The organism is Acinetobacter sp. MD2(2019), assembly GCF_035615615.1.
Classification (GTDB): domain Bacteria; phylum Pseudomonadota; class Gammaproteobacteria; order Pseudomonadales; family Moraxellaceae; genus Acinetobacter.
Genome location: NZ_VTDU01000002.1, coordinates 176,729 through 203,616, shown reverse-complemented (window position 1 = coordinate 203,616; position 26,888 = coordinate 176,729). Strand labels below are relative to the sequence as shown.

27 protein-coding genes are annotated in these 26,888 nt (G+C 42.8%); 21 read left to right on the top strand and 6 right to left on the bottom strand.

Annotated features, from left to right (window positions below):
• The 12 genes from I2F62_RS02350 to cysK all read left to right on the top strand — a co-directional run.
• The coding region (locus I2F62_RS02350; protein WP_324625416.1) for an EF-Tu/IF-2/RF-3 family GTPase at positions 1-416 on the top strand (416 nt) is incomplete at its 5' end.
• Between the two features lie 226 nt (positions 417-642).
• Entirely contained in the window at positions 643-1,083 is a 441-nt protein-coding gene (gene secE / locus I2F62_RS02345; protein ID WP_324625415.1) for a preprotein translocase subunit SecE, read from the top strand.
• A gap of 6 nt (positions 1,084-1,089) precedes the next feature.
• Entirely contained in the window at positions 1,090-1,623 is a 534-nt protein-coding gene (nusG, locus tag I2F62_RS02340; RefSeq protein WP_324625414.1) for a transcription termination/antitermination protein NusG, read from the top strand.
• 112 nt (positions 1,624-1,735) lie between these two features.
• A complete protein-coding gene (gene rplK, locus I2F62_RS02335) occupies positions 1,736-2,164 on the top strand; it encodes a 50S ribosomal protein L11 (protein WP_004637639.1) in 429 nt (142 codons plus the stop codon).
• Positions 2,165-2,167: 3 nt separating this feature from the next.
• Positions 2,168-2,863 (top strand): 50S ribosomal protein L1, encoded by a 696-nt coding sequence (gene rplA, locus I2F62_RS02330; protein ID WP_324625413.1) that lies wholly within the window; start codon positions 2,168-2,170, stop codon positions 2,861-2,863.
• Positions 2,864-3,123: 260 nt separating this feature from the next.
• Positions 3,124-3,630, top strand: coding sequence for a 50S ribosomal protein L10 (gene rplJ / locus I2F62_RS02325; protein ID WP_324625412.1), 507 nt, complete (start codon positions 3,124-3,126; stop codon positions 3,628-3,630).
• A 48-nt stretch (positions 3,631-3,678) separates the two neighbouring features.
• Positions 3,679-4,047, top strand: coding sequence for a 50S ribosomal protein L7/L12 (gene rplL / locus I2F62_RS02320; protein ID WP_324625411.1), 369 nt, complete (start codon positions 3,679-3,681; stop codon positions 4,045-4,047).
• Positions 4,048-4,356: 309 nt separating this feature from the next.
• Positions 4,357-8,442: a DNA-directed RNA polymerase subunit beta gene (rpoB, locus tag I2F62_RS02315; protein ID WP_324625410.1), complete on the top strand. Its 4,086-nt coding sequence runs from the start codon at positions 4,357-4,359 to the stop codon at positions 8,440-8,442.
• Between the two features lie 127 nt (positions 8,443-8,569).
• The gene (gene rpoC, locus I2F62_RS02310) at positions 8,570-12,763 is read left to right on the top strand and encodes a DNA-directed RNA polymerase subunit beta' (RefSeq protein WP_324625409.1); all 4,194 of its coding nucleotides are present in this window, start codon (positions 8,570-8,572) and stop codon (positions 12,761-12,763) included.
• Between the two features lie 231 nt (positions 12,764-12,994).
• Positions 12,995-13,339: a hypothetical protein gene (locus I2F62_RS02305; protein WP_324625408.1), complete on the top strand. Its 345-nt coding sequence runs from the start codon at positions 12,995-12,997 to the stop codon at positions 13,337-13,339.
• Between the two features lie 53 nt (positions 13,340-13,392).
• Positions 13,393-13,638, top strand: coding sequence for a DUF6500 family protein (locus I2F62_RS02300; RefSeq protein WP_324625407.1), 246 nt, complete (start codon positions 13,393-13,395; stop codon positions 13,636-13,638).
• Positions 13,639-13,794: 156 nt separating this feature from the next.
• Positions 13,795-14,796 (top strand): cysteine synthase A, encoded by a 1,002-nt coding sequence (cysK, locus tag I2F62_RS02295; protein ID WP_324625406.1) that lies wholly within the window; start codon positions 13,795-13,797, stop codon positions 14,794-14,796.
• 62 nt (positions 14,797-14,858) lie between these two features.
• Here the strand turns inward: cysK and I2F62_RS02290 are convergent, their stop codons facing one another.
• A complete protein-coding gene (locus tag I2F62_RS02290; RefSeq protein WP_324625405.1) occupies positions 14,859-15,743 on the bottom strand; it encodes a DMT family transporter in 885 nt (294 codons plus the stop codon).
• A gap of 112 nt (positions 15,744-15,855) precedes the next feature.
• On the opposite strand from I2F62_RS02290, the gene I2F62_RS02285 reads away from it, so the two are divergent.
• Positions 15,856-17,259: a PLP-dependent aminotransferase family protein gene (locus tag I2F62_RS02285; protein WP_324625404.1), complete on the top strand. Its 1,404-nt coding sequence runs from the start codon at positions 15,856-15,858 to the stop codon at positions 17,257-17,259.
• Here I2F62_RS02285 and I2F62_RS02280 read toward each other — a convergent pair.
• Positions 17,256-17,774: a GNAT family N-acetyltransferase gene (locus tag I2F62_RS02280; RefSeq protein WP_324625403.1), complete on the bottom strand. Its 519-nt coding sequence runs from the start codon at positions 17,772-17,774 to the stop codon at positions 17,256-17,258. The two genes, I2F62_RS02285 and I2F62_RS02280, sit on opposite strands and share 4 nt — an antisense overlap.
• Positions 17,775-17,886: 112 nt before the next feature.
• Entirely contained in the window at positions 17,887-19,245 is a 1,359-nt protein-coding gene (locus I2F62_RS02275; RefSeq protein WP_324625402.1) for an amino acid permease, read from the bottom strand.
• Positions 19,246-19,474: 229 nt separating this feature from the next.
• On the opposite strand from I2F62_RS02275, the gene I2F62_RS02270 reads away from it, so the two are divergent.
• The 3 genes from I2F62_RS02270 (at position 19,475) to I2F62_RS02260 (ending at position 21,434) form a co-directional block, all read left to right on the top strand.
• Positions 19,475-19,828, top strand: a complete 354-nt coding sequence (locus I2F62_RS02270) for a YMGG-like glycine zipper-containing protein (protein ID WP_324625401.1) — start codon at positions 19,475-19,477, stop codon at positions 19,826-19,828.
• Positions 19,829-20,065: 237 nt separating this feature from the next.
• Entirely contained in the window at positions 20,066-21,157 is a 1,092-nt protein-coding gene (locus tag I2F62_RS02265) for a DNA/RNA non-specific endonuclease (RefSeq protein ID WP_324625400.1), read from the top strand.
• A gap of 31 nt (positions 21,158-21,188) precedes the next feature.
• Positions 21,189-21,434, top strand: coding sequence for a hypothetical protein (locus tag I2F62_RS02260; protein ID WP_324625399.1), 246 nt, complete (start codon positions 21,189-21,191; stop codon positions 21,432-21,434).
• Positions 21,435-21,480: 46 nt separating this feature from the next.
• On the opposite strand, the gene znuB is transcribed toward I2F62_RS02260, so the two are convergent.
• Genes znuB through I2F62_RS02245 form a run of 3 tightly spaced genes read right to left on the bottom strand, consistent with a single transcriptional unit; the run spans position 21,481 to position 23,537 of the window.
• Entirely contained in the window at positions 21,481-22,275 is a 795-nt protein-coding gene (gene znuB, locus I2F62_RS02255; RefSeq protein ID WP_324625398.1) for a zinc ABC transporter permease subunit ZnuB, read from the bottom strand.
• 3 nt (positions 22,276-22,278) lie between these two features.
• Positions 22,279-23,067: a zinc ABC transporter ATP-binding protein ZnuC gene (gene znuC / locus I2F62_RS02250; RefSeq protein ID WP_324625397.1), complete on the bottom strand. Its 789-nt coding sequence runs from the start codon at positions 23,065-23,067 to the stop codon at positions 22,279-22,281.
• On the bottom strand, positions 23,043-23,537 hold the full coding sequence (locus I2F62_RS02245; protein ID WP_324625396.1) for a transcriptional repressor: 495 nt from the start codon (positions 23,535-23,537) through the stop codon (positions 23,043-23,045). The genes znuC and I2F62_RS02245 overlap by 25 nt, the downstream gene beginning before the upstream one ends.
• A 117-nt stretch (positions 23,538-23,654) precedes the next feature.
• On the opposite strand from I2F62_RS02245, the gene I2F62_RS02240 reads away from it, so the two are divergent.
• The 5 genes from I2F62_RS02240 (at position 23,655) to I2F62_RS02220 (ending at position 26,888) form a co-directional block, all read left to right on the top strand.
• Positions 23,655-24,506, top strand: a complete 852-nt coding sequence (locus tag I2F62_RS02240; protein WP_324625395.1) for a metal ABC transporter solute-binding protein, Zn/Mn family — start codon at positions 23,655-23,657, stop codon at positions 24,504-24,506.
• 171 nt (positions 24,507-24,677) lie between these two features.
• Positions 24,678-25,076 (top strand): ATP synthase subunit I, encoded by a 399-nt coding sequence (locus I2F62_RS02235; RefSeq protein WP_324625394.1) that lies wholly within the window; start codon positions 24,678-24,680, stop codon positions 25,074-25,076.
• Positions 25,077-25,179: 103 nt separating this feature from the next.
• A complete protein-coding gene (atpB, locus tag I2F62_RS02230; RefSeq protein ID WP_324625393.1) occupies positions 25,180-26,052 on the top strand; it encodes a F0F1 ATP synthase subunit A in 873 nt (290 codons plus the stop codon).
• 81 nt (positions 26,053-26,133) lie between these two features.
• Entirely contained in the window at positions 26,134-26,379 is a 246-nt protein-coding gene (gene atpE, locus I2F62_RS02225; RefSeq protein WP_004750052.1) for a F0F1 ATP synthase subunit C, read from the top strand.
• 38 nt (positions 26,380-26,417) lie between these two features.
• Positions 26,418-26,888, top strand: coding sequence for a F0F1 ATP synthase subunit B (locus I2F62_RS02220; RefSeq protein ID WP_324625392.1), 471 nt, complete (start codon positions 26,418-26,420; stop codon positions 26,886-26,888).

Sequence of the window (26,888 nt, the reverse complement as noted above, 5' to 3'; positions counted from 1 at the left end):
CTGGCGTTGAAATGTTCCGTAAATTGCTTGACGAAGGTCGTGCAGGCGAGAACTGTGGTGTTCTTCTTCGTGGTACTAAGCGTGAAGACGTACAACGTGGTCAAGTACTTGCTAAACCAGGTACAATCAAGCCGCACACTAAATTCGACGCAGAAGTATACGTACTTTCTAAAGACGAAGGTGGTCGTCATACTCCGTTTCTTAACGGTTACCGTCCACAATTCTATTTCCGTACAACTGACGTAACTGGTGCAATCCAGTTGAAAGAAGGCGTTGAAATGGTAATGCCAGGTGACAACGTTGAAATGTCAGTAGAACTCATTCACCCAATCGCAATGGACCCAGGTCTACGTTTTGCGATCCGTGAAGGTGGTCGTACTGTAGGTGCTGGTGTTGTTGCGAAAGTAACTGCATAATTCTGGTACTAAATTGTGTAAACCGAGAACTTAGGTTCTCGGTTTGTTTTATGTTGTGGTCAGTACTTTAACTGTAGGGTTTTGATCTTTTATTTCTAAAAAGTTAGAAATTCTCTTTTTTTACTTCATTTTTCAAAAATTGAAACTTGATGCTGGCTAAATTGTCTTATAAGATGCTGGCTAAATTGTCTTATAATAAGTCGCAAATTCTACGACGAGTAAACCCATGTCGAATGATCAATCGCGTGACGCATTGAATAATGCGCCAATTCCGCAAAGAAATACCACCTCTGAAGTTGTCCGTTCTGGTTCTCTGCTAGATGTGGTTCTTTGGATTATTGCTCTTATTTTGCTAATTTCGGCAACGTTGGTAAATCAGTACTTACCTGCTTATTGGGCGCCAGCCAATGGTGTTTGGGTGCGGGTCGGGGTAATTTCTGCTTGTATCATTGTCGCTTTAGGTTTATTATACGCCACCCACCAAGGCAAAGGATTTATTCGTTTGCTGAAGGATGCGCGCGTAGAATTACGTCGAGTAACTTGGCCAACCAAGCAAGAAACGGTAACAACTTCTTGGCAAGTGGTGCTAGTTGTGTTTATCGCTTCTATTGTGTTGTGGTGTTGTGACTACGCTTTGGGCTGGTTAGTGAAGTTGTTTATCGGGTAAGAAGCTATGAAACGTTGGTATATTATTCACGCCTATTCGGGTTATGAAAAGCAAGTGATGCGTTCACTGAATGATCGAATCCAGCGTAGTGCTGTTGCCGATAGCTTTGGCGAAGTCCTTGTTCCGACTGAAGAAGTCGTAGAAATGAAGGATGGTAAAAAGCGTAAATCAGAACGTAAATTCTTTCCAGGCTATGTGTTAGTCGAAATGGATATGAATGAAGATACTTGGCACATTGTTAAAGAATGTCCAAAAGTTCTTGGTTTTATTGGCGGTACACCTGAAAAACCTGCGCCAATTACGCAAAAAGAAGCAGATGCGATTCTTGCTCGTGTGCGTAATACTGGTGAAGCACCTCGTCCTAAGACGATGTTTGAACCAGGTGAAGAATTATTGGTTATTGACGGTCCATTCACAGACTTTAAAGGTGTGGTGGAAGAAGTTCAATACGAGAAGTCACGTTTAACGTTGACAATTAACGTATTTAATCGTCCAACGCAGGTTGAACTCGAATTTCGCCAAGTCGAAAAAACGATTTAATCTGTTTTGGATGAAAAACGCCCGATTTATCGGGCATTGTTATTACAGTGTATTTTGCACTGTGAATGAAAATTGGGGAGCCTAACGGCGTTTGTACCCAGAGGTAATTGAAATGGCTAAGAAGATTGACGGCTATATCAAGCTGCAAGTTCCAGCTGGTAAAGCGAATCCATCTCCACCAATTGGTCCTGCTTTAGGTCAACGTGGTGTAAACATCATGGCATTCTGTAAAGAATTCAATGCTGCTACACAAAAACTTGAAGTTGGTTTGCCAATTCCTGTCGTGATCACTGTGTACAACGATAAGTCGTTCACTTTCATCATGAAAACTCCACCTGCATCTATTCTTCTTAAGAAAGCTGCTGGTATTCAAAAGGGCTCATCTGTACCAAACAAAACTAAAGTTGGTAAGTTGACTCGTGCTCAATTAGAAGAAATTGCGACTACTAAAGAGCCAGATTTAACTGGTGCTGATTTAGACGCACGTGTTCGTACCATCGCTGGTTCTGCACGTTCTATGGGCTTGGAAGTGGAGCTATAAGACATGGCAAAGTTAACTAAACGTCAAAAAGCCATTGCTGCTGCTGTAGAAGCGCACAAAGTTTATACTTTGGAAGAAGCAGTACAAGTTTTAACTAGCCTTCCTGCTGCTAAATTCAAAGAATCTTTGGATGTTGCGGTAAACCTAGGTGTTGATCCACGTAAATCGGACCAAGTGGTTCGTGGTGCGACAACTTTACCTGCAGGTACTGGTAAAACTGTACGTGTTGCTGTATTCGCTCAAGGCGCTGCTGCTGAAGCTGCTAAAGCTGAAGGCGCAGACATCGTTGGTTTTGACGATCTTGCTGAAAGCATCCAAGCGGGTAACTTAGACTTTGACGTTGTAATTGCTGCTCCAGATGCAATGCGCGTTGTAGGTAAGTTAGGTACGATTCTTGGTCCACGTGGTTTAATGCCAAACCCTAAAGTGGGTACAGTAACTCCAGACGTAGCTGGTGCTGTACGTAACGCGAAAGCGGGTCAAGCACGTTACCGTGTAGACAAAGCGGGTATCATCCACGCTGCAATTGGTCAAGTCGGCTTTACTGCTGAAGCGATCCGTTCAAACCTTGAGACTTTAGTTGCTGACTTGAAACGTTTAAAGCCTGCAACGTCTAAAGGTGTTTATATCAAAAAAATCACGCTTAGCTCAACTATGGGTCCTGGCTTGACTGTTGATGTAAACAACGTATCTAACTAATCTTTTAGTTAAACGAATTTTTAAAGGTCTGCAAATCTCTTTTTGCTAAAAGTAAAAAGTGTTTGCAGGCGGACTTTGAATTGGTAAATGTAAATTTGCCAGCGTCAAAGACCTCAGGTGATGAATGCTTGCGTTTATCTTAATGTTACCTGAGTAGACGCGGTGGTGTGATTTGTTCCTCCTCCGCGTGTAAGTCGAAAGGCTTACGAATTGGGAGTGTGCCTGTTTAGGTACATAAATCACCGTTAGGAGGTTTTACAATGGCTCTTCTTATCGAAGGCAAAAAACAGATTGTTGCTGAAGTAAGCGAAGTTGCTTCTAAAGCATTTTCTGTTGTTGTGGCTAACTATCAAGGTTCAAGCGTTGAGCAATTAACACAATTACGTGTTGAAGCTCGTAAGCTTGGTGTAACTACGCGTATCGTACGTAACACTTTGGCTAAGCGCTCATTAGAAGGTACTCAGTTTGATATCTTAAATGACAACCTTGTTGGCCCAACCATTCTCGGTTTCTCAACTTCTGAAGACGACATGGGTGCAGCTGCACGCTTGTTTGAAGAATTTGCAAAAACTAACAAAGCATTTGAATTAAAAGCTGCTGCATTTGACGGCAAAGTTTATCAAGGTGCTGAAATTAGCGTTATTGCGAATCTTCCAAACCAAGAAAAAGCGCTTACTATGCTTGCCTCTGTTCTTCAAGCTCCTGTTTCGAAATTGGGTCGCCTTATTACAGCGCTCAAAGAGAAAAACGAGTCAGAAGCTGCATAAGCTCACACATACACACACATCATTCAATACCCATTTGGAGTTACTCTCATGGCTTTAACTAACGAAGAAATCTTAAACGCAGTTGCTGAAAAAACTGTTCTTGAACTTGTTGAATTAATTTCTGCTTTCGAAGAAAAATTCAATGTATCTGCTGCTGCTGTAGCTGTAGCTGCTGCTCCTGGCGCTGCTGCTGCTGCTGAAGAACAATCTGAATTCAACGTTGAGTTGACTTCTTTCGGTGCTAACAAAGTAGCTGTTATTAAAGCAGTTCGTGAAGCAACTGGCCTTGGTCTTAAAGAAGCGAAAGATCTTGTAGAAGGCGCTCCTGCTGTTCTTAAAGAAGCTGTTTCTAAAGAAGAAGGCGAAGAACTTAAGAAGAAACTTGAAGAAGCTGGTGCTACAGTTACTCTTAAGTAATTTCTTTGCGGAGTTGATTTTTGCAAATTGACTCCGAAAAATGGCTGATGGCTCTTGGGTCATCAGCCTTTTTGCGTTACAATAGTCGGCTCGATTTTTATTCAAATTGAGTAAAAATGATGCTTTTAAGTAAAATAACGTAAGTATTCAAACGCTTAGCAATGTTTTTGTGCCTAAAAAAGACATTGCTAAGCGTTTTTACCACTCTCATTTGCAGATTTGTAAGTAGTGGTGGCCATATCGGCCTGCTAATTTCATCTAAACCCGAACTGCAGGCGGGTTTAGTTTTGTACTTTCCGAGGACTCCAGATGGCATACTCATATACCGAAAAAAAACGGATCCGTAAGAATTTTGGTAATTTGCCCAAAGTGATGGACGTTCCGTACTTACTGTCGATTCAAGTCGATTCGTACCGGACGTTTTTACAAGATGGTAAAATTCCCAAAAATCGTGAGGATCTCGGTCTCCAAGCCGCATTTCGTTCAGTTTTTCCAATCGAAAGTTATTCTGGAAATGCTGCCTTAGAATTTGTTGAGTATAGCCTTGGTAAACCTGAGTTTGATGTACGTGAATGTATTCTTCGCGGCTCAACTTATGCGGCACCAATGCGCGTTAAGATTCGTTTGATCATTAAAGATCGTGAAACGAAATCGATTAAAGATGTTCGTGAACAAGAAGTCTACATGGGCGAAATCCCATTAATGACAGATAACGGTACTTTTGTTATCAATGGTACTGAGCGTGTCATCGTATCTCAATTACACCGTTCACCTGGTGTGTTCTTTGATAGTGACAAAGGCAAAACCCACGCCAATAAAACCTTATATTCTGCGCGTATTATTCCTTACCGTGGTTCATGGTTAGACTTCGAATTCGATGCCAAAGATTTGGTCTATGTCCGTATTGACCGTCGTCGTAAATTATTAGCGACTGTTATTTTACGTGCTTTAAATTACACAGATTCACAAATTCTAGACATGTTCTATGAAAAAGTACCCGTGTATTTAGACATGGGTAGCTATCAAATTGAATTGGTTCCAGATCGTCTGCGCGGTGAAATGGCACAATTTGATATTACCGACAACAGCGGTAAAGTGATTGTAGAACAAGGTAAACGTATTAACGCGCGTCACGTGCGTCAAATGGAAGCTGCTGGCTTAACTAAGCTTTCAGTTCCAGATGAATACTTGTACGAGCGCATTGTTGCTGAAGACATCATTTTACGTAATGGTGATGTGATTGCAGCAAACACCTTGCTTAGCCATGAAGTGATGGTGAAGCTTGTTGAAGGTGGTGTTAAACAATTTAATATGCTGTTCACTAACGACATCGACCGTGGTTCATTTGTTGCAGACAGCTTACGTGCTGACTTAACCCGTGACCGTGACGAAGCTTTGGTTGAAATTTACAAAGTAATGCGTCCAGGCGAGCCACCAACGAAAGAAGCTGCTGAGAACTTGTTCAACAACTTGTTCTTCTCTTCAGAACGTTATGACTTGTCACCTGTAGGTCGTATGAAGTTCAACCGTCGTTTGGGTCGTCCTTACGAAGTCGGTACAGATCAAAAATCACGTGAAGTTGAAGGTATCTTGTCAAATGACGATATCATCGATGTATTGCGTACTTTGATTGAAATCCGTAACGGTAAAGGCGAAGTCGACGATATCGACCACTTGGGTAACCGTCGTGTACGTTCTGTTGGTGAAATGACAGAAAACCAATTCCGTGTTGGTTTAGTACGTGTTGAACGTGCCGTGAAAGAGCGTTTGGGTCAAGCTGAAACAGACAACCTTTCTCCACAAGATTTAATTAATGCCAAACCTGTTGCAGCGGCAATCAAAGAATTCTTTGGTTCAAGCCAATTGTCACAGTTCATGGACCAAAACAACCCATTGTCTGAAATTACACACAAACGTCGTGTATCAGCACTTGGGCCAGGTGGTTTAACGCGTGAACGTGCAGGCTTTGAGGTACGTGACGTACACCATACACACTATGGTCGTGTTTGTCCGATTGAAACCCCTGAAGGTCCAAACATTGGTTTGATCAACTCGCTTTCTGTATACGCTAAAGCGAACGATTTTGGTTTCTTAGAAACACCATATCGTAAAGTGGTTGATGGCCGTGTAACTGAAGAAACAGAATACTTATCTGCAATTGAAGAAGTGGGCACTGTGATTGCACAAGCCGACTCAGCAGTAGATGCCGATGACAACTTGATTGATGAAATGGTTACCGTTCGTCACCAAGGTGAAACTATTCGTATGCCGCCTGAAAAAGTCACGCATATGGACGTTTCTGCACAGCAGGTTGTATCTGTTGCAGCATCACTGATTCCATTCCTTGAACACGATGACGCCAACCGTGCATTGATGGGTTCAAACATGCAACGTCAGGCTGTGCCGACTTTACTTGCGGACAAACCGCTTGTAGGTACAGGTATGGAAGCAAACGTTGCGCGTGACTCTGGTGTATGTGTGATTGCAGGCCGTGGTGGTGTGATTGAATTTGTAGATGCATCACGTGTGGTTATTCGTGTGAATGAAGATGAAATGATCGCGGGTGAAGCGGGCGTTGATATCTATAACTTGATCAAATACACACGTTCAAACCAAAACACTTGTATCAACCAAAAAGTTCTTGTGAACTTGGGTGATAAAGTTGGTCGTGGTGATGTGTTGGCTGATGGTCCATCTACCGATGGCGGTGAGTTGGCATTGGGTCAAAACATGCGTGTTGCGTTCATGACATGGAACGGCTTCAACTACGAAGACTCGATCTTACTTTCTGAACGTGTCCTTCAAGAAGACCGTTTAACCTCAATTCACATTCAAGAATTGTCGTGTGTTGCGCGTGATACCAAGTTAGGTGCAGAAGAAATTACTGCCGATATTCCTAACGTAGGTGAAGCTGCATTATCTAAGCTTGACGAATCAGGTATCGTGTATATCGGTGCTGAAGTGACTGCGGGCGATATCCTTGTTGGTAAAGTTACGCCTAAAGGTGAAACGCAATTAACCCCTGAAGAAAAATTGCTTCGCGCAATCTTCGGTGAAAAAGCGGCTGACGTAAAAGATTCATCTTTACGTGTTCCGTCTGGCACTAAAGGTACAGTCATTGACGTTCAAGTGTTTACACGTGACGGCTTAGAAAAAGACGAACGTGCGCAAGCAATTGAAAAAGCTCAGTTAGATGCGTACCGCAAAGACTTAAAAGAAGAATATAAAATCTTCGAAGAAGCTGCGCGTGAACGTGTGATCCGTTTGTTGAATGGCCAAGAATCAAATGGTGGCGGTACAACGAAACGCGGCGACAAACTGACTGATGCGGTATTGTCTGGTCTAGAATTGGTTGATTTGTTAGACATCCAACCAACTGACGAAGCAATTGCTGAGCGTTTATCTCAAATTCAAGTGTTCTTAAAAGAAAAGGGCATTGAAATTGATGAGAAATTTGCTGAGAAAAAACGCAAACTTTCTACGGGTGATGAATTAACCACTGGCGTATTGAAAGTTGTTAAGGTTTACTTGGCTGTTAAACGTCGCATCCAACCGGGTGATAAAATGGCGGGTCGTCACGGGAACAAGGGTGTTGTATCAAACATTCTGCCTGTAGAAGACATGCCACACGATGCAAGCGGTGTTCCGGTTGATATCGTATTGAACCCGCTAGGCGTACCATCGCGTATGAACGTGGGTCAGATTCTTGAGACGCATTTAGGTTTAGCGGCAAAAGGTCTGGGCGAGCAAATCGACAAGATGATGCAGCAGCAACGCACTATGGCGGAGCTACGCAGCTTCTTAGACAAGATTTACAACAAAGTGGGTGGCGAGCAAGAAGAGCTTGATACCTTAACTGATGCTGAAATCTTGAAGCTTTCTGGTAACTTACGTAAAGGTGTTCCTTTAGCAACTCCGGTATTTGACGGTGCTGAAGAAGGTCAAATTAAAGAGTTACTTGATCTTGCTGGTTATTCTAAGACCGGTCAAATGGACTTATACGACGGACGTACAGGCGAGAAATTCGACCGTCCGGTAACTGTAGGTTACATGTATATGCTCAAATTGAACCACTTAGTTGACGACAAGATGCATGCGCGTTCGACAGGTTCTTACTCGTTAGTGACGCAACAGCCGTTGGGTGGTAAAGCACAATTCGGTGGTCAGCGTTTCGGTGAGATGGAAGTCTGGGCACTTGAAGCTTATGGTGCTGCGTATACCTTGCAAGAAATGTTAACTGTGAAATCGGATGACGTTGAAGGCCGTACCCGTATCTATAAGAACATTGTAGATGGTAACCATTATATGGAACCAGGTATGCCTGAATCGTTCAACGTATTGACCAAAGAGATCCGTTCTTTAGGTATCAACATTGAACTGAAAAATGGTGACTAAGTAACCATTAACGCCCTCACCACTGCTGGTTTATACTTTAAGCGGTTGTGAGGGAATTTTCAGTTAAAAAACAATATTTGTGACCCAGTCGTAGCACTGAAATTGCTTCGGCACACGGAGAAAAAAATTGAAAGACTTGCTCGATATCATGCGCAAAAAGACGGACTCAGAAGGTCATGCTCCTGTAGAGTTTGATCGCATCCGTATTGGTCTTGCGTCACCAGAAATGATTAAGTCATGGTCTCATGGTGAAGTTAAAAAGCCTGAAACTATTAACTATCGTACGTTCAAACCAGAACGTGATGGTTTATTCTGTGCCAAAATCTTTGGACCAGTCAAAGATTACGAATGCTTGTGTGGTAAATACAAGCGTATGAAATACAAAGGCGTCATTTGTGAAAAATGTGGCGTTGAAGTAACCACGGCTAAAGTTCGTCGTGACCGCATGGGTCATATTGAACTTGCGTCACCTGTTGCACACATTTGGTTCTTAAAATCATTACCAAGCCGTATCGGTTTGTTATTGGATATGACTTTACGTGATATCGAACGCGTATTGTATTTTGAATCATACGTTGTAACTGACCCAGGTATGACACCGTTTGAGAAGTATCAACTTCTTAACGATGAAGAATACTTCAATGCACTTGAAGAACACGGTGATGAATTCACTGCGAAAATGGGTGCAGAAGCGGTTCAAGACTTGTTAAAAGATATCGATCTTGAAAACGAAATTTCTCGCTTACGTGAAGAAATTCCACAGACATCTTCTGAAACTAAATTGAAGAAAATGTCGAAACGCTTGAAATTAATGGAAGCGTTTAAAGAATCGAACAACAAGCCAGAATGGATGGTGATGAATGTACTTCCTGTACTTCCACCAGATTTACGTCCGTTGGTACCACTTGAAGGTGGTCGTTTTGCAACGTCTGACTTGAACGATCTTTACCGTCGTGTGATCAACCGTAACAACCGTTTAAAACGTCTTTTAGACTTGGCTGCACCAGACATTATCGTACGTAACGAAAAACGTATGTTACAAGAGTCTGTAGATGCCTTGTTAGACAACGGTCGTCGTGGTCGCGCAATTACTGGTTCGAACAAACGTCCGCTTAAATCTTTGGCAGATATGATCAAAGGTAAGCAAGGTCGTTTCCGTCAAAACTTATTGGGTAAACGTGTTGACTATTCTGGCCGTTCTGTAATTACCGTTGGTCCATCTTTACGTTTGCACCAATGTGGTTTACCGAAAAAAATGGCACTTGAATTGTTCAAGCCGTTTATTTTTGCAAAATTACAAGCCTCTGGCCAAGCAACCACCATTAAAGCTGCGAAGAAAATGGTTGAGCGCGAAACGCCAGAAGTTTGGGACGTTTTAGCATCGGTGATTCGTCAGCATCCTGTGATGTTGAACCGTGCGCCAACCCTTCACCGTTTGGGTCTGCAAGCGTTTGAACCGATTCTTATTGAAGGTAAGGCAATCCGTCTTCACCCGCTCGTTTGTGCTGCGTTTAACGCCGACTTCGACGGTGACCAAATGGCGGTACACGTACCATTAACACTCGAAGCTCAGCTTGAAGCACGTGCGTTAATGATGTCGACCAACAACATCTTGTCACCTGCCAATGGTGAGCCAATCATCGTTCCTTCTCAGGACGTTGTATTGGGTCTTTACTACATCACGCGTGATGCGGTAAATGCCAAAGGTGAAGGCATGGTGTTTGCAGATACACACGAAGTGAACCGTGCGCTCGCAACCGGTCAGGTGAACATTCACGCGCGCGTAAAAGCACGTGTACACCAAACTGTGATTGATGAAGATGGTCGTCGTGAAAAGCAAACCATTATTGTGGATACCACACCGGGTCGTTGCTTACTTTGGGAAATCGTTCCTGAAGGCTTAAGCTTCGAGATGATTAACCTTGAGATGACCAAAAAGAACATCTCGAAATTAATCAACACCTGCTACCGTAAATTAGGTCTGAAAGACACTGTTATCTTCGCTGACCAATTGATGTACCTCGGCTTCCGCCAAGCAACACGTTCAGGTGTTTCTGTTGGTATGGAAGACATGGTTATTCCACCGCAAAAACAAGCGATTATTGACAAAGCAGAAGCAGAAGTCCGTGAAATCGAACAACAGTTCGAACAAGGTTTCGTAACTGCCGGCGAACGCTATAACAAAGTGGTCGATATTTGGGCACGTACCAACGACCAAGTTGCCAAAGCGATGATGGATAACTTGTCTTTCACCAATGTTAAAAACAAACAAGGTGAAGACGAGAAGCAAAAATCGTTCAACAGTATCTACATGATGTCTGACTCGGGTGCCCGTGGTAGTGCGGCACAGATTCGTCAGCTTGCAGGTATGCGTGGCTTGATGGCAAAACCAGATGGCTCGATTATTGAAACACCGATTAAAGCTAACTTCCGTGAAGGCTTAACGGTACTTCAGTACTTTATTTCAACGCACGGTGCGCGTAAAGGTTTGGCCGATACAGCACTTAAAACTGCGAACTCGGGTTACTTGACGCGTCGTTTGGTTGACGTTGCACAAGACTTAGTCATCACAGAGCCAGATTGTGGTACTGCTGGTGGTCTGGTGATGACACCATTCATTCAAGGTGGTGACGTGATCGAGCCATTACGTGACCGCGTATTGGGTCGTGTAACGGCAGAAGACGTGCGCCGCGCATCTGACGATGAAGTGGTATTACCACGCGGTACGTTAATTGACGAGAAAATCGCAGCGCAGCTTGAAGAAGCGGGTGTCGATGAAGTTAAAGTACGTTCTGTCATTGCGTGTGAATCTACATTTGGCGTATGTGCGAAATGTTACGGTCGTGACCTTGCACGTGGTCACTTGGTGAATCCAGGTGAATCTGTAGGTGTAATGGCTGCACAGTCAATTGGTGAACCGGGTACACAGTTAACCATGCGTACGTTCCACGTGGGTGGTGCTGCAAGCCGAACTTCTGCTGCAAACAGCGTTCAAGTGCGTAACAAAGGTACTGTACGTTTCCACAACGTGAAAACTGTACAACACGCTAAAGGTCACTTGGTATCTGTTTCACGTTCAGGTGAAATTGGTATTGCCGATGACTTAGGTCGTGAGCGCGAGCGTTATAAACTGCCTTACGGTGCGTCAATCTTACTTAAAGATGGCGAAGCTGTAGAAGCGGGCGGTATTGTGGCGACTTGGGATCCGCATACACATCCACTTGTGACCGAAGTTGCAGGTAAAGCACGTTTCAGCCAGATTGTTGATGGCGCGACTGCAACCTCGAAAACTGACGATGCAACCGGTATGACGACTGTTGAAATCTTGCCTGTAACAGCACGTCCTGTTTCTGGTAAAGATATGCGTCCTGCAATTGTGTTAGACACAGCAGACGGCACAGAACAGTTCTACTTCTTGCCACAAAACACCATTGTGACTGTCCGTGATGGCGAAACCATTGGTGTGGGTGACGTCATTGGTCGTGTACCACAAGAAACTTCACGTACTCGTGACATTACCGGTGGTCTACCGCGTGTAGCTGACTTATTCGAAGCACGTAAGCCGAAAGAACATGCCATCCTTGCTGAAATTTCAGGTGTGGTTAGCTTCGGTAAAGAGACCAAAGGTAAGAACCGTTTAGTGATTACACCAGACGATGGTTCTGAGATCTACGAAGAATTGATTCCAAAATGGCGTCAAATCAACGTGTTCGAAGGTGAGCATGTGAACCGTGGTGAAACCATTTCTGATGGTCCACAAAACCCACATGACATCTTACGTTTGAAAGGTGAAGTTGCGTTAACTAACTACATCGTAAATGAAGTACAAGACGTTTACCGCTTACAAGGCGTAAAAATCAACGACAAGCACATTGAAGTGATCGTACGTCAAATGTTGCGTAAAGTTGATATTACCGATGGCGGTGATACAAGCTTCATTAAAGGCGAACAAGTCGATTACATCCGTGTTGTGGGTGAAAACCAAGCAGTTGCTGCGCAAAACAAATTCCCTGCGAAATTTGAGCGTCAATTGATGGGTATTACCAAAGCATCGCTTTCAACTGACTCGTTCATCTCTGCTGCATCGTTCCAAGAAACAACGCGTGTGTTAACTGAAGCGGCTGTAACAGGTAAAGAAGATGATTTACGTGGCTTGAAAGAGAACGTGGTTGTAGGTCGTTTGATTCCTGCGGGTACTGGTTTGGCGTATCATTTAGAGCGTCGTCGCCAAGAAGCAGAAGCGGCTGAATTTGAACTACATAACGACTTTAGTGATGTAGATCAAGCATTTAGCCAAGCATTAAACGAAGAACAGTTCTAAGTTTAACTGTTTGAATAAAAAAGACGCCTGAGGGCGTCTTTTTTTGGTTGGATTGGTTTTGATTATCGTTTTTGTGGTGATGGTATTTGACTCGTTACGAATCATATATGTTAAATGTGGCTGACATGATAATTTTTGTAAGGTGTATGATGTTAATCTTAGGAAAATTAAATTCTAATTCCTTTATAGGCTCTTAACCCAATGTTCAAATGTATTATTCCGATCCTTTTAATGATTAGTCCAATTAGCTATGCTGGCTATAATATCTATATAACAAAAAAAGAATTTTACCTGAATGATGGTAAATGTATTACTAAGGAAGAATGGAATACATATTTAAAATCTGATCCAACAATAAAAGTAGATATTCAAAATTCAGAAGATGACTTTCTTGTATCTCTTGGTGGGCAGGAGTTTTCTTTATGGTATGACTATAATGCTTGTGACTTACTCACCAAAAATCCTACACCTGAAGCGATTAAAAAAATGATTGATATCTCAAAAAAATTAAAAGCTACTGTACAAGGTGAAGAATCAGAAATTTATTTAACGCCTAATGACATTATTAAACGATAAATTTTGATCAGTTTAAAAACATGATATTTATATAAAATTTAGCGAGACATACTGTGCGGCCAGAACTAAGAGAAAGGTTTATTCATGGATGCAATGAAAAAATTGATAAAAAAGGCGCTAATGTCGGCTTATCTTTTTATGCTTTTTTTAAAAATAAGAATGATGATCCAGAGCTTCTTATGGAAGCGGCGACTTGGTGGATTATGACGCAGAAATTGGATCATTTTGAAAAAGCGATTAAAGTTAAAGCGTTAATTCTGGCTGAGTCAGAATCGTCATTGAGAATCATCGATGTTTAAGCTTTAAAAATTATTTTAGGTTCAATGGGGTTTAGCACAGAACTGAAAATACTTATCATCAATATTCATAACAAACGACCATTTTTATTTGAGATTGTGAATTAAAAAGGTTTATGATTTTATCCATATTAAACGAATTAAATTTAAGGATAACTCATGACCACCGATGCACAATTTCCAACCCCTGACAATTTAGGCATTGCGGTATATGCCAATAATGCTGAAGCGATTGGTAACACACCGTTAGTTCGAATTAATCGAATTATTCAAGGCGGTGCAACAGTTTTGGCAAAAATTGAAAGCCGAAATCCTGCATTTTCAGTGAAATGCCGTGTGGGTGCCGCGTTAATTAGCGACGCGGAAAAACGTGGTACGTTAAAAGCAGGCATGCATATTGTCGAGCCAACCAGTGGCAATACAGGCATTGCTTTGGCATTTGTGGCTGCGGCAAAGGGTTATCCAATTACCTTAACCATGCCTGCCAGTATGAGTTTAGAACGCCGAAAAGTGCTAAAAGCATTGGGTGCAAATTTGGTTTTAACTGAACCTGCAAAAGGCATGAAAGGCGCGGTAGACGAAGCGGTACGCTTGGCCACCGAGCAACCTGAACTGTATTTTTTACCACAGCAGTTTGAAAATCCAGCCAATCCACAAATTCATCAAGACACCACAGGCCCTGAAATTTGGCAAGCTACCGGTGGTAATGTCGATATTTTAGTGGCAGGGGTCGGCACTGGCGGAACCATTACCGGAATTTCGCGCTATTTTGAACAAACTAAAAACAAGCCGTTATATTCAGTGGCGGTAGAACCTGCCGAATCGCCAATTATTACCCAAACCAAACACGGTGAAGCCATTACGCCTGCACCGCATAAAATTCAAGGTATTGGTGCAAACTTTATTCCTAAAAACCTCGATTTAACCTTGGTTGATGAAGTGATTCCGGTCACAAGTGAGGATGCTGTGGCATGGGCGCGAAAAGCTGCAACCCAAGAAGGAATTTTGGTGGGGATTTCATGTGGTGCTGCATTGGCCGCCGCTGCAGAATTGGCTGAACGTCCTGAAAATGCAGGAAAAACCATTGTGGTGATCTTACCCGATGGTGGTGAACGCTATTTATCTTCAGTGTTATTTGATGGTCTGTTTGACGACGTTTAATGGCAATATGTTGTGATGATGAGGATATGTCAACTTTTCATATCCTCTTTTTTTTATGGGGTTTATTTGGATAAAACCGGTGCATTAATGGCTTTGCGGGCATAGGACACACATAAAATAACCAAACTTGCAGAAATAATCATACTTAAGCTAATCTGTTCATGCAATAAAACGGCACACAACACTAAGCCTAAAAACGGTTGAATCAGTTGTAATTGCCCTACACCAATAACGCCACCAGTGGCCAAACCGTGATACCAAAATACAAAGCCAATGAGCATACTAAATAGCGAAACGTATAAGAAACCCAATAAGGCTGAAACTGAAATATGACTGAGGTTCTGGGGAAAATAAGAATAGCTCAGCACCAAAGTGAGCGGTAATGCCAACACCAACGCCCAGCAAATCACTTGCCAGCCACCCAATTCACGCGATAATTTTCCACCGGCTGCATAGCCTAATCCACACAGTAAAATGGCAGCCAGCATCCATAATTGCCCTGCAAGTGTATGTGACGGACCGCTTTGTGTGAACGCGAAAATCATAACAATCGTGCTGCCGAGCATGGCAAAAATCCAAAATTGCAAAGGTGGGCGTTGTTCGCCATGTAGCAGGGCAAAAAAAGCTGTGGCTAAAGGTAAAATTGCCACAAAGACCACCGAGTAAGATGCGGTGATGGTTTGTAAAGCAATCGATGTACACAAGGGAAAGCCGATCACCACGCCTAAAGTCACCATAAATAACGCTTTAAATTGGCTAAAATTCGGTTTGGGTTGTTTGAGTAAACTGAGCGCGATCAGGGCAATTGTTCCGGCAATCGCGGCGCGTCCAAACGCTAAGAATTCAGGTGAAAATCCCATAATTGCTAAGCGGGTTGCGGGCAGTGAACCTGAAAAGATCATCACGCCAATGAAACCACTAATCCATCCATTGAGTTTGTATTGCATTGTTGTTCTCCAGCCAGTTATGCTGTCTTTTATAAGATGAATCGTGTTGCCTGACGAGATACACTACAATACAATTTGAAGTTACTGTACTGGTTCAATTTATTCTATTGTTATGGAAAATAAAGCGAAAAAAAGCAAAATTGAGCAGCTCATGCTTTGGGTTGAACAGCAAATTGAACAACGCATTTGGATTTCGGGTTCGAGATTACCTTCGGTGCGAAGCCTTGCACAGCAACAGCACGTTTCGGTTTCAACGGTGGTTGAGGCCTACGCGCGTTTAGTTGCACAAGATGTTTTAGAGGCTCGGCAGGGCGCAGGTTTTTTTGTCAAGTCTGCATTGCAGCCGTATTTATTGAGTCCATATCAGCCACAGTTCGATCGCACAGTCGATCCTTTGTGGATTTCAAGACAATCGCTCGATGCATCGGACGATGTATTAAAACCTGGTTGTGGCTGGCTACCCAGTGCATGGATGCCTGAAGAATTAGTCAGAAAAGCCATCCGCACAGTCAGTCGTGGCGATGCCAATGCGTTATTAAATTACGCAACTGCGCTGGGTTTACCAGAATTACGGCAAATGATTGCTCGGCGTTTAGATAGTGTTGGCGTGATTGCACATCCCGATCAAGTGTTATTGGTTGAAAGTGGAACGCATGCGATAGATTTGATTTGTCGGCTGTATTTAAAATCAGGCGATACCGTTTTAATCGATGATCCTTGCTATTTTAATTTTCAAGCCTTATTGAATGTGCATGGCGTGAAAACCGTTGCGGTGCCATTTACCCCAACAGGGCCAGATTTACAGGCATTTGAACAGGCATTGCAGCATCAACCGCGTTTATATATCACCAATTCCGGACTGCATAATCCAACTGGAGCGAGTTTATCACTACAAACTGCGTATCAAATTTTGAAATGGGCCGAACAGTGTCAATTTTTAATTATTGAAGATGAAATTTTTGCCGATTTAGAATATTCCCCGGCACCACGCTATGCTGCATTGGGCGGTTTTGCACAGATTTTGCAAATTGGTAGTTTTTCAAAAACCATTTCTGCTGCCATTCGTTGTGGCTATATTGTGGCAGACCCTGCATGGATAGAACCTTTGCTTGACTTAAAAGTGGCCACCACTTTAAACCATGACCATTTTAATGCCGCGGTAATTTATCAAGTTTTACAAGGCAGTCAGTACAATAAATACTTAGAGTGGCTGAAGAAAAGTTTGGCTCAAGCCATGACGTATAGCGTACAACAACTGGCGTTGTTAGACATTCATCCATGGATGGTTCCTAAAGCCGGAATGCTAATTTGGTGTAAGCTGCCGCAAGGGGTGAATTCCGAACAGCTGTTACAATACTGTTTAGCGCATGGCGTCATTCTAGCGCCGGGGCATGCTTTTAGTCGCTCTGAACATGCCGAGCAGTTTTTACGTTTTAATGTTGCACAATCGTTAAATGCCAAAGTGTTTCAGGTATTGGCAGATGGTCTGGCCTTAAGCTCGAATCAATCGCTTTAAAGTAAAAGTTGATAAAATTCTGCATCTAACCAGCGGTTAAATTTTCTGGCAATTTGTGGCATAGAGCCGACATGTTGAAAACCTAATTTTTGATGTAAAACAATACTGGCAGTGTTTTTTGCATCAATCACCCCAATCAGAGCATGAAAATTTTGCTGGCGAGCAGCTTGGATGAGTTGAGTCAATAACCGTTTGCCTAAACCTAAACCTTGGTGCTGCGCTTGAATATAAATTGAATGCTCAACTGTGGAGTGAGAAAGCGGCTGCGGGCGAAAATGTCCAAAGCTTGCAAAACCGGCTAGCTCACCATTTGGTGCAACCACACCCATTACAGGGAAATTGAGCTGTTGTTTACTTTGAAACCAAGCTTCAACCATGGCAAGTTGCCGTGGTTCTGACTCATACAGCGCCGTGCTATGTAAAATCTCGTGGTTCCAAATCGCTAAAATTTCTTCAGCATGTTGCTCAAACTTACAATCCACCCATTGGTAAGATTCTGGAAGGGATAAAGACATTGCGGCTTACTCTCGTCATGCTTATGTAGATTGTAGCGAGCTTAAATGCCTGCGCCAATAAAAAAGCCTTGTTGTTGAACAAGGCTTTAGTTTAAATTTCTTATTTGAATGCCTATTTTGGGCGCACCCAAACATAATAGGCAATGGCTAATAACCCTAACCAAATTGCACCAACGTATAGTGCTGGGCGTGAATCGGGGAAATAACCAATCATGGCAATAATGAACAGCATAAATGCTGTGGCTAAAATTGGCGCAATTGGCCATGCAATAACGGGGAAATCCAGCTTTTTAATTTCTTCACGGCTCAATTTTTTGCGCATGCCCATTTGCGATAATAAAATCATCAGCCACACATACACGGTTGCAAAGGTTGCAATTGAGGCAATAATTTCAAAGACATTATCTGGAATCAGATAGTTCAGCACCACACCAATCAGCAGTACCAACGTCATGACCACCACAGGCATAAGTGGTGCGCCATTTTTAGATGTTTTACAAAACACTTTTGGTGCATGTCCTTTCAGTGCCATGCCATACATCATTCGACCTGCGCCAAACACATCACTGTTAATGGCTGAAATGGCCGCGGTAATGACCACAACATTTAAAATGGTTGCTGCCGATTTAATGCCAAGCCCTTCAAAAATTTGTACAAATGGACTGCCCGACGTACCAATTTGGTTCCATGGGAAAATTGCCATTAATACAAAAATAGTCAGCACGTAAAACAAAATAATTCGAATTGGAACGGCATTAATGGCACGCGGAATGGCTTGTTTAGGGTTTTCAGTTTCGCCTGCGGTCACGCCAATAATTTCTATGCCACCAAAGGCAAACACCACCACCGAGAAACAGGCAATGAATCCGCTAATGCCATTTGGCATAAAACCGCCATGTTGCCACAGGTTAGCAAGCCCCGGGCTAAAGTCAGAATTTGGCATGTGTAAGCCATACAGCATAATGCCGAAACCACCTAAAATCATGGCAACAATAGCGGTAACTTTCACAATTGAGAGCCAAAACTCAACTTCACCATAGACTTTTACATGAATGAGGTTAATGGCACCTAAAAATAAAATCACCGAGAGAATCCAAATCCAGCGTGGAGTATCTGGAAACCAAAAGCCCATATAAATGCCAAATGCAGTGACATCGGCCAGCGCCACAATGACCATTTCAAAGACGTAAGTCCAACCAGTGGTAAAACCTGCCAAAGGACTAATATATTCAGATGCATAACGGCTAAAGGAGTCCGAAACCGGATTATGCACCGCCATTTCGCCCAGCGCGCGCATCACCACATAGATTGCAACACCTGCAAGCATATAGGCGAGTAAGACCGAAGGTCCTGCTTGTTTAATGGCAGACGCAGAGCCTAAAAATAACCCTGTACCAATGGCCGAGCCGAGTGCAAGGAAACGGATATGGCGCGTACTCAGCCCACGCTTTAAAGTAGATGTCTCTGACATTATTGACTCCAATTCATGGGCGCATATTGTATAGAAGCTCGGGCACGAGTTCACACAAAATTTAATCATTCTTCGGTTTAAGCCCTTAAATTGTGCGATTGCGCGTGAAAAACAGGCAATTGATGCAACAACTGTGCTGCTTTTTGGCACACAAGATAACAAAATCTATATGTTTAGATCAAAAACTAGCCATAAAATAAAGAGTGAAAAGCATAGAAAGGAAATCACAATGAAAAAAATCGTTCTTGTTGCGGTCATGTCTGCCAGTTGCAGTTTCTTGTTTACGGGTTGTGAGAACATGTCGCCCCAAAATCAGCGTATTGGTACTGCGGCCTTAGGTGGTGCAGTAGGTGGTGGTGTTGGCAATCATGTGGGCGGTAGATTAGGCGCGGGTGTCGGTGCTGCGGCAGGTGCAGGTGTTGCAAGCAATGCTAAAAATAGCAGTTCAAAGACCACAACCAGTAGCGCAATTGGTGCAGGCATTGGTGCGGTAATTGGTAAGTCGGTGTTGGGTGGCGATAGCGGTGCTGCCATTGGTGGTGCGATTGGTGGTGGTGCAGGTGCGGCCATTCAGGAAAAATAATGTAGCGTATTCATTAAGCCAGTAGTATGTTCTATTGGCTTAATGCTTGAGGCTGATCTTAATTAAAAAGTGATCCAATGAATGTTGCATCTTCCTGCTTATTCAGATAAATCACTCCTTCCGTATAAGGATTAGGCATCTGTTTTTATAAAAATATACTTTCTAAAACGGGCTTGTTAAGCTCCGATATGGTGCATCAACGGTGATGTATGCATGATAAAGGACGCGAAACGTAACATGTCTGTGAAAAAACAACGCCTAGTTTCTCTTCGAAATACCGTATTAGGTGTGTTCGTATTGGGTGCAACATCGCCTGTATTTGCCAAATTACCTAGTTTATCTGCTGTATTTGAGCACAATAGTTCTCGATGTCTTGGGCAGTTTTATCAAGAGACTCCGCCGTTTCTCACCAAAGACAGTTTAACTAAAAAGAGTTATCCGCTGTGTTTTAATGGCTTTAATGTGATGTATTCGGGTGTTTCAAAAACACCGTTATGGAGTGCAGAGCATTTAACGCCAGAGCGCTTTAGCCAACGTATTAAGCGTGAAGACAGTTTCCACGAAGAAACCCAAATTCCTGCCGAATATCGTGCCCGTTTAGCCGATTACCGTGCGTCAGGTTACGACCGTGGACACATGTCACCGAATGCCGATATGTCGGATACGGCATCGCAATCGGACAGTTTTTCTTTAGCCAATATGGTGCCGCAAGCCCCAAAAAATAATCAGGAAGTGTGGCGTAAGCTTGAAGAAGCCACGCGCACCATGGTGAAAAAGAATAAACAAGACGTGTATGTGGTGACAGGGCCAATTTTTTCCGGACAGCGCTTAAAAACCATTGGTAACGGTGTGCTTGTACCGAGTGCGGTATTTAAGGCGGTGTATTATCCCAAAACTGGGGTTATTGGTGCCTATTATGCGCCGAATAACAATTCACAACAGGTGTATGTGGTGAGCGTTTGTGAAATTGAAGATTTAACCGGAATTAATGTTTTTCCGAGCTTAAACGAACAAACCAAACGTAAAACTTACCATTTGCCGTTGGTAATGACCGACGTAAAAGCCAATGCCAAAGTGGCTTACCTGAATTGGGATGCGAAAAGTCAATGTGCGGTGGATGTGGCCGATGAATCCTTGCAAGCCTTACAAAAGCAGTTTCAACCCCACTCGGCCGATAGTGCAGCGTCAGCCACGGGCAAAGAATCCGCGTCGACTTCACAAATTGAAACCAAGATCAATGAAATATCAGGCAATTGGCTACATAACCTCATAAAGCAATTGATTGAGGCGATATTAGAGTTTATTTTAAAATTATTGAAAGGCGCTTAATAACAATTTAAATCAGAGCAAGGAAAATAAGATGTTTAAACCGTTTGAAGATGATCAATCCTCATCTGCCATTTATGACCTCACATTAGAAAACCAACTCGACTGTGTCAATCTGTACGGCAATTTGCAAATTAGTAAGGATCAGAAGGGATTAGAAACCGCAAAAGCTTTGCAAGCATGGGTCAATGCAGTGGTTGATGCCTTAGAGCAAGATAAAAATTTGCCTGAAAAAGTGGCGCTGAAGCAAGAAAAAGAAGTAGAAAATCCATTTTTATAACCACAAAAGCAGGCGGTTGGTTGCAACAGGCCTGCTTTTAATGGGTTTAACTTCTGAGTTTTTGCACAAAGAATATACTTGCAAACAGCATCGACATGGTTAAGACGATGCTTAAACCACTGGCAATATTGAGTAATGCGCTTGACCATAAGCCAATCGCTAAACCAATTTGCCCTAAAACAAACGCATAAATAACCATTTGTTTTGGCGAGTGCGCCAGCAAACGCGCACTGAGTGCAGGAATAACCAATAACGCGCCCATCAGCAGTGAGCCGACTGCACGTAAAGCCAGTACGGTAAATAAAGCCAACAAAAGCATAAAGATTAGGCGCTGTAATTGAGCATTCACGCCTTCACTGCTGGCCATGTCAGGTTCAATGGCAATACGAATTTGTGCCGACCAAGAACACCAAAGCAGTCCAACAGAAATAAAAATAATGATGGCAAATACAGGTAATTCACTCCAACTAATGGTCAGTAAATCACCGAATAAATAACTCATCAGTTCCGGGCGTAATGCAGGCAAATGCTGAATCAGTAATAAGCCTGAGCAAAGTAAGGTTGCAGAGCATAAGGCCAATAGCGCATCGTTCGGTAAGCGACGGTCATGTAATACCCATAACAAGCAGACCAAAAGCAGAGCTAAAAAACCCACGCCTAGCCACATGGGTAAATGTAGTAATGCCGCGACTGCAACGCCAAGCAACGTCCCGTGCGACATGGTATCGGCAAAAAAAGACATTCTACGCCATAACATTAAACAGCCTAAAGGCGCAGTTAATATAATCAAGCAAGCGCCCATCACCCATGCGGGGAGTAATAGTTCTAACCATTCCATCATGGGTTATGCATCCGGTTCGGGGTGTATGTGAGGATGGGGGATATGTTCACAAGGCTCGACATGGTCGCCATGGCCACAGTGATTATGATGATGTTGATACAGCACCCGCTGTTGACCAAAAATGGCTTGATATTCGGGATGCTGCTGAATATTTTCAGGTAAGCCACTACAGCAAATATGCTTATTCAGACACACCACGCGTTGTGTGCCTTGCATCACCCATTGTAAGTCGTGCGAAACCATCACAATGGCACAGCCGTAGCGTTCTGGAAGGCTGCGTACATATTCATAAAGCTCGGCTTCAGACTGAATATCTAAGCCTTGCATCGGTTCATCTAACACTAAAATTTGTGGTTTACGCAGTAGGGCACGCGCCAGTAAAACCCGTTGTCTTTCGCCACCAGAAAGCTGCTGAACTTTAGATTGTTGTAATTTTAAAATGCCGGTTTCTTGCAAAATTTGTTGTTTGTAGGCGGCATCGGTGTGTTCAAGCGCCAATAAATCTTGCACACGTAATGGCAGACTGTGCGAAGGGTTAAACTTTTGTGGCACGTAGGCAAATTTTAAATCGGGGCTTTTAATAATTTTCCCAGAATTGGGTTTTAATATGCCCAAAAGGACTTTAATGAGGGTAGATTTTCCTGCGCCATTGGGGCCAATAATGGTCACAATTTCATTCGGTAGCAGTTCGAAGTCAACCTGCTTTAAAATTTCACGTGCATCAATGCGAACATTGATTTGTTGCAGCGCAATCAGCGGTGCTGGAGTTAGTGGGGTTGGCACTGCTGACAAATTCCTGAAATTTCAATCATGGTTTGATGAATACTAAACTGATCAGATGAAGAAAGCTGATGTAGTTGGGCCAACAGTCCTTCAGCAGACGCCTCTTTTACCGCTTTACATTCGGTACAAATTAAAAATGCTGCCTGATGCCCTTCACGCGGATGGCAACATGGAATAAAAGCATTAATCGAGCTTAAACGATGAATAAAGCCTTTTTCGAGTAAAAAGTCGAGGCTGCGGTAAACCGTTGGCGGTGCAGCAGGTTTGTCTGAGGTATTTTTAATTTGCGCTAAAATGTCGTAAGCACCGATTGGCCCAACGGCATTTAAAATTAAGGTTAAGACTTCTTTACGCAAAGGGGTTAAGCGCGCACCAGTTGCTGTGCACAACGCTTCAGCCTCTAAAATACGGGCATTTACATCGCCATGATCATGCACTTCATGAAGCGCATTGACATGAGAATGTGAACATGAACTCATGATTTATACCTACTGCATATCGGAAAAAGTCAATTTAGTGAATTAAAATAACACTATTTCGACTGTTATAGTGTAACATTGTCTGCTTGGTATTGATAGAGATAAGCAGGAATGGGTATGTGGGCACGTTTTTGGGTGGTTTTAAGCTTATTGTTGTGTTCAGGTTCATTGTGGGCACAGCAACCACAAGGTTTTGTGGTCTCGATTCATCCTCTTTTTTTAATTGCCAAAGAAATTACAAAAGGCATTGAAGAGCCTATTTTATTGCTGCCCAACCAGTCCGGTCACGATGTGCAATTAACACCCGCCAATCGTAAAGCGGTTCAAGATGCCGAATTGGTAATGTGGTTAGGTAAAGCCCACGAAGCTCCGTTAGATAAACTGCTCAGTCAAAACCCCAAAGCCATTTCTTTATTGAATATGAATATTTTGGCGACCTTGCCGTTACGTGATGTGCGTGGCAATGCCATTGCAAACAGCGTAGATACCCATGTTTGGTTAGATCCAAACAATGCCATTCGCATCGGTTTTTTCATAGCAGCACTGCGTTCAAAGCAGCATCCTGAGAATAAAGCACAATATTGGGCCAATGCACAAAACTTTGCTAAACAGATGCTACAAAACACGCAAAAATTTGGACGTAACAAAAAAGCGATGGAGTATTGGTCGTATCATGATGCGTATCAATACATTGAACGCCCATTGAACTTAAAAATTGCTGGTGCCTTAAGTGAAGATCCACATTTAGCACCTACACTTGCACAAATTAAATACTTAAATGACACCCGTCCGTATCCAAGCATGTGTTTGTTGGCAGAAGGGCAGGCGGCCAGCAGTCAATATAAAAAATTGCAGCCTTTTCGGTTTGCAACGGTGGATGAAAGCTTGAGTAGTGAAACCAATTTTATTACTGCATGGGACGATTTAGCGCGTACAATCCAAAATTGTACGTTAAACATACAAAAATAAGCAGAGCAATAAAAGCTTAACATTAAATTAAAAAGCCATGATTTTTTGTGAAAATCATGGTACTTCAGTCGGGAAATGATTGCATGTTTAGGGGGCTGACCCTATAATGCCTCCGATTAAAAACGATCATCAACTAAACTTGTCAAGCATTGTTGCTGTGAGTAGAGAATAATGAGCTTTAAAAGTCGTTTGATTGACCGACGATTGGCGAAAGCTTTGGTCTTCTTACAAGCATTTATGATTCCTGTTTCCGCCTTGATCGCATGGGCTGTGAAAGATCTCACTGCTGCCAAAAGCGCTGCACTTGGTGCGCTGCTGTGTTGGCTTGCAAGCAGTTATTTTTCTTGGCAATCCTTCCGGGTTGCTGGCGCGCGCGCATCGAAACAAGTGCTGGCGAACATGTATCGTGGCATGATGGGAAAATTTGCAATTTTGATCGTTGGACTTGTTTTGATTTTAAGCAATGTCAAACCGTTATCTCCGGTCGCATTGTTTTGTGGTTTTATTCTCGTTCAAACCATGACGTGGGTTGCGCCTTTTTGGGTGTCACGTCTACAAAAACGAGTGTAGACACATCAAAAGTTGAAAATTTTTTTGAGTGAGACGAGATATCAGGCAGCATGCGATATTCGTCCTGCTCTTTTTAGTAATTGACATTGACCAGGTGTGATTTATGGCTGTTGAACATGCCCTTACTTCGACCGAGTATATCAAGCATCACTTGACCAACCTGACCTATGGCAAAATGCCAGACGGTACTTGGAAATTGGCTGAGAATGCGAAAGAAGCTCACGAAATGGGTTTTTCTGCAATTCACTTGGATTCAATGGGTTGGTCAATAGCTCTTGGTCTCATTTTTTGTTTGACTTTTTGGTGTGTTGCTAAAGCTGCAAATGCTGGCGTACCAACCAAATTTCAAGCAGCAATTGAAATGATTATCGAGTTTGTTGACTCAAGTGTTCGCGATACATTTCATGGCAAATCTCGTTTAATTGCCCCACTTTCATTAACGATTTTCATGTGGATTTTCCTCATGAACTTAATGGATTTGATCCCTGTTGACTTTATCCCGTATTTAGCTCAACACATCGGTGCAAGCGTATTTGGTATGGATCCTCACCACGTATACTTCAAAATTGTTCCATCTACAGATCCAAACATCACACTCGGGATGTCTTTATCTGTGTTTGTTTTAATTTTGTTCTACAGCATCCGCGAAAAGGGTGTTGGTGGTTTTGTAGGCGAATTGGCATTAAACCCATTTAACCCAAGTAACCCCGTTGCAAAAGCGTTGCTTATTCCAGTCAACCTTATTTTGGAATTAGTAACTTTCCTTGCACGTCCAATTTCATTGGCACTCCGTTTATTCGGTAACATGTATGCAGGTGAGTTAATCTTCATCTTAATCGCGTTATTACCGTTTTGGATCCAATGGGCGTTGTCTGTGCCTTGGGCGATCTTCCACATTCTAGTTATTACGTTACAAGCCTTCATTTTTATGATGCTGACTATCGTATACTTGAGCATGGCAAGCGAAAAACATTAATGGTAACGCCTAACTATCATAAGATGGTTAGGTATAAAATTTTATTTAATTGGTATAAACCTAACCTCTGAGGAATTTTTCATGTCTATCGTTCCAGGTTTAGTTGCAATTGCTGCTGCTATTTTAATCGCTTTCGGTGCTTTGGGTACTGCGATTGGTTTTGGTCTTTTAGGTGGTCGCTTTTTAGAAGCTGTTGCTCGTCAACCAGAACTTGCTCCACAACTTCAAACACGTATGTTCTTAATTGCAGGTCTTCTTGATGCTGTACCTATGATCGGTGTTGGTATTGGCTTGTTCTTCATCTTCGCTAATCCGTTTGTAGGTTAATCAGCTTAATTCCTAAATTAAACTATTGAGGAATAGCAATGAATATCAACCTCACATTGATTGGCCAAGCGATTGCGTTTGCGATTTTTGTCGCATTCTGTATGAAGTTTGTATGGCCACCACTAATCAATGCGATTAGTGAGCGTCAGCGTAAAATCGCTGATGGCTTAAATGCTGCTGAAAAAGCGAAAGCTGACCTTGCTGATGCGCAAGCACAAGTTAAGCAAGAGTTAAATGCAGCAAAAGCACAAGCAGCTCAATTGATCGAACAAGCGAACCGTCGTGCAGCGCAGTTGATTGAAGAAGCGCGTACTCAAGCATCTGCTGAAGGTGAGCGTATTCGTCAACAAGCGAAAGAAGCGGTTGATCAAGAAATCAACAATGCTCGCGAAGAATTACGTCAACACGTGGCTGCTTTGGCAGTAGATGGCGCAGAGAAAATTCTGAACCAAACTGTTGATGCTGAAGCTCACAATGCCATGCTGACTCAGCTGGCAGCTAAACTTTAA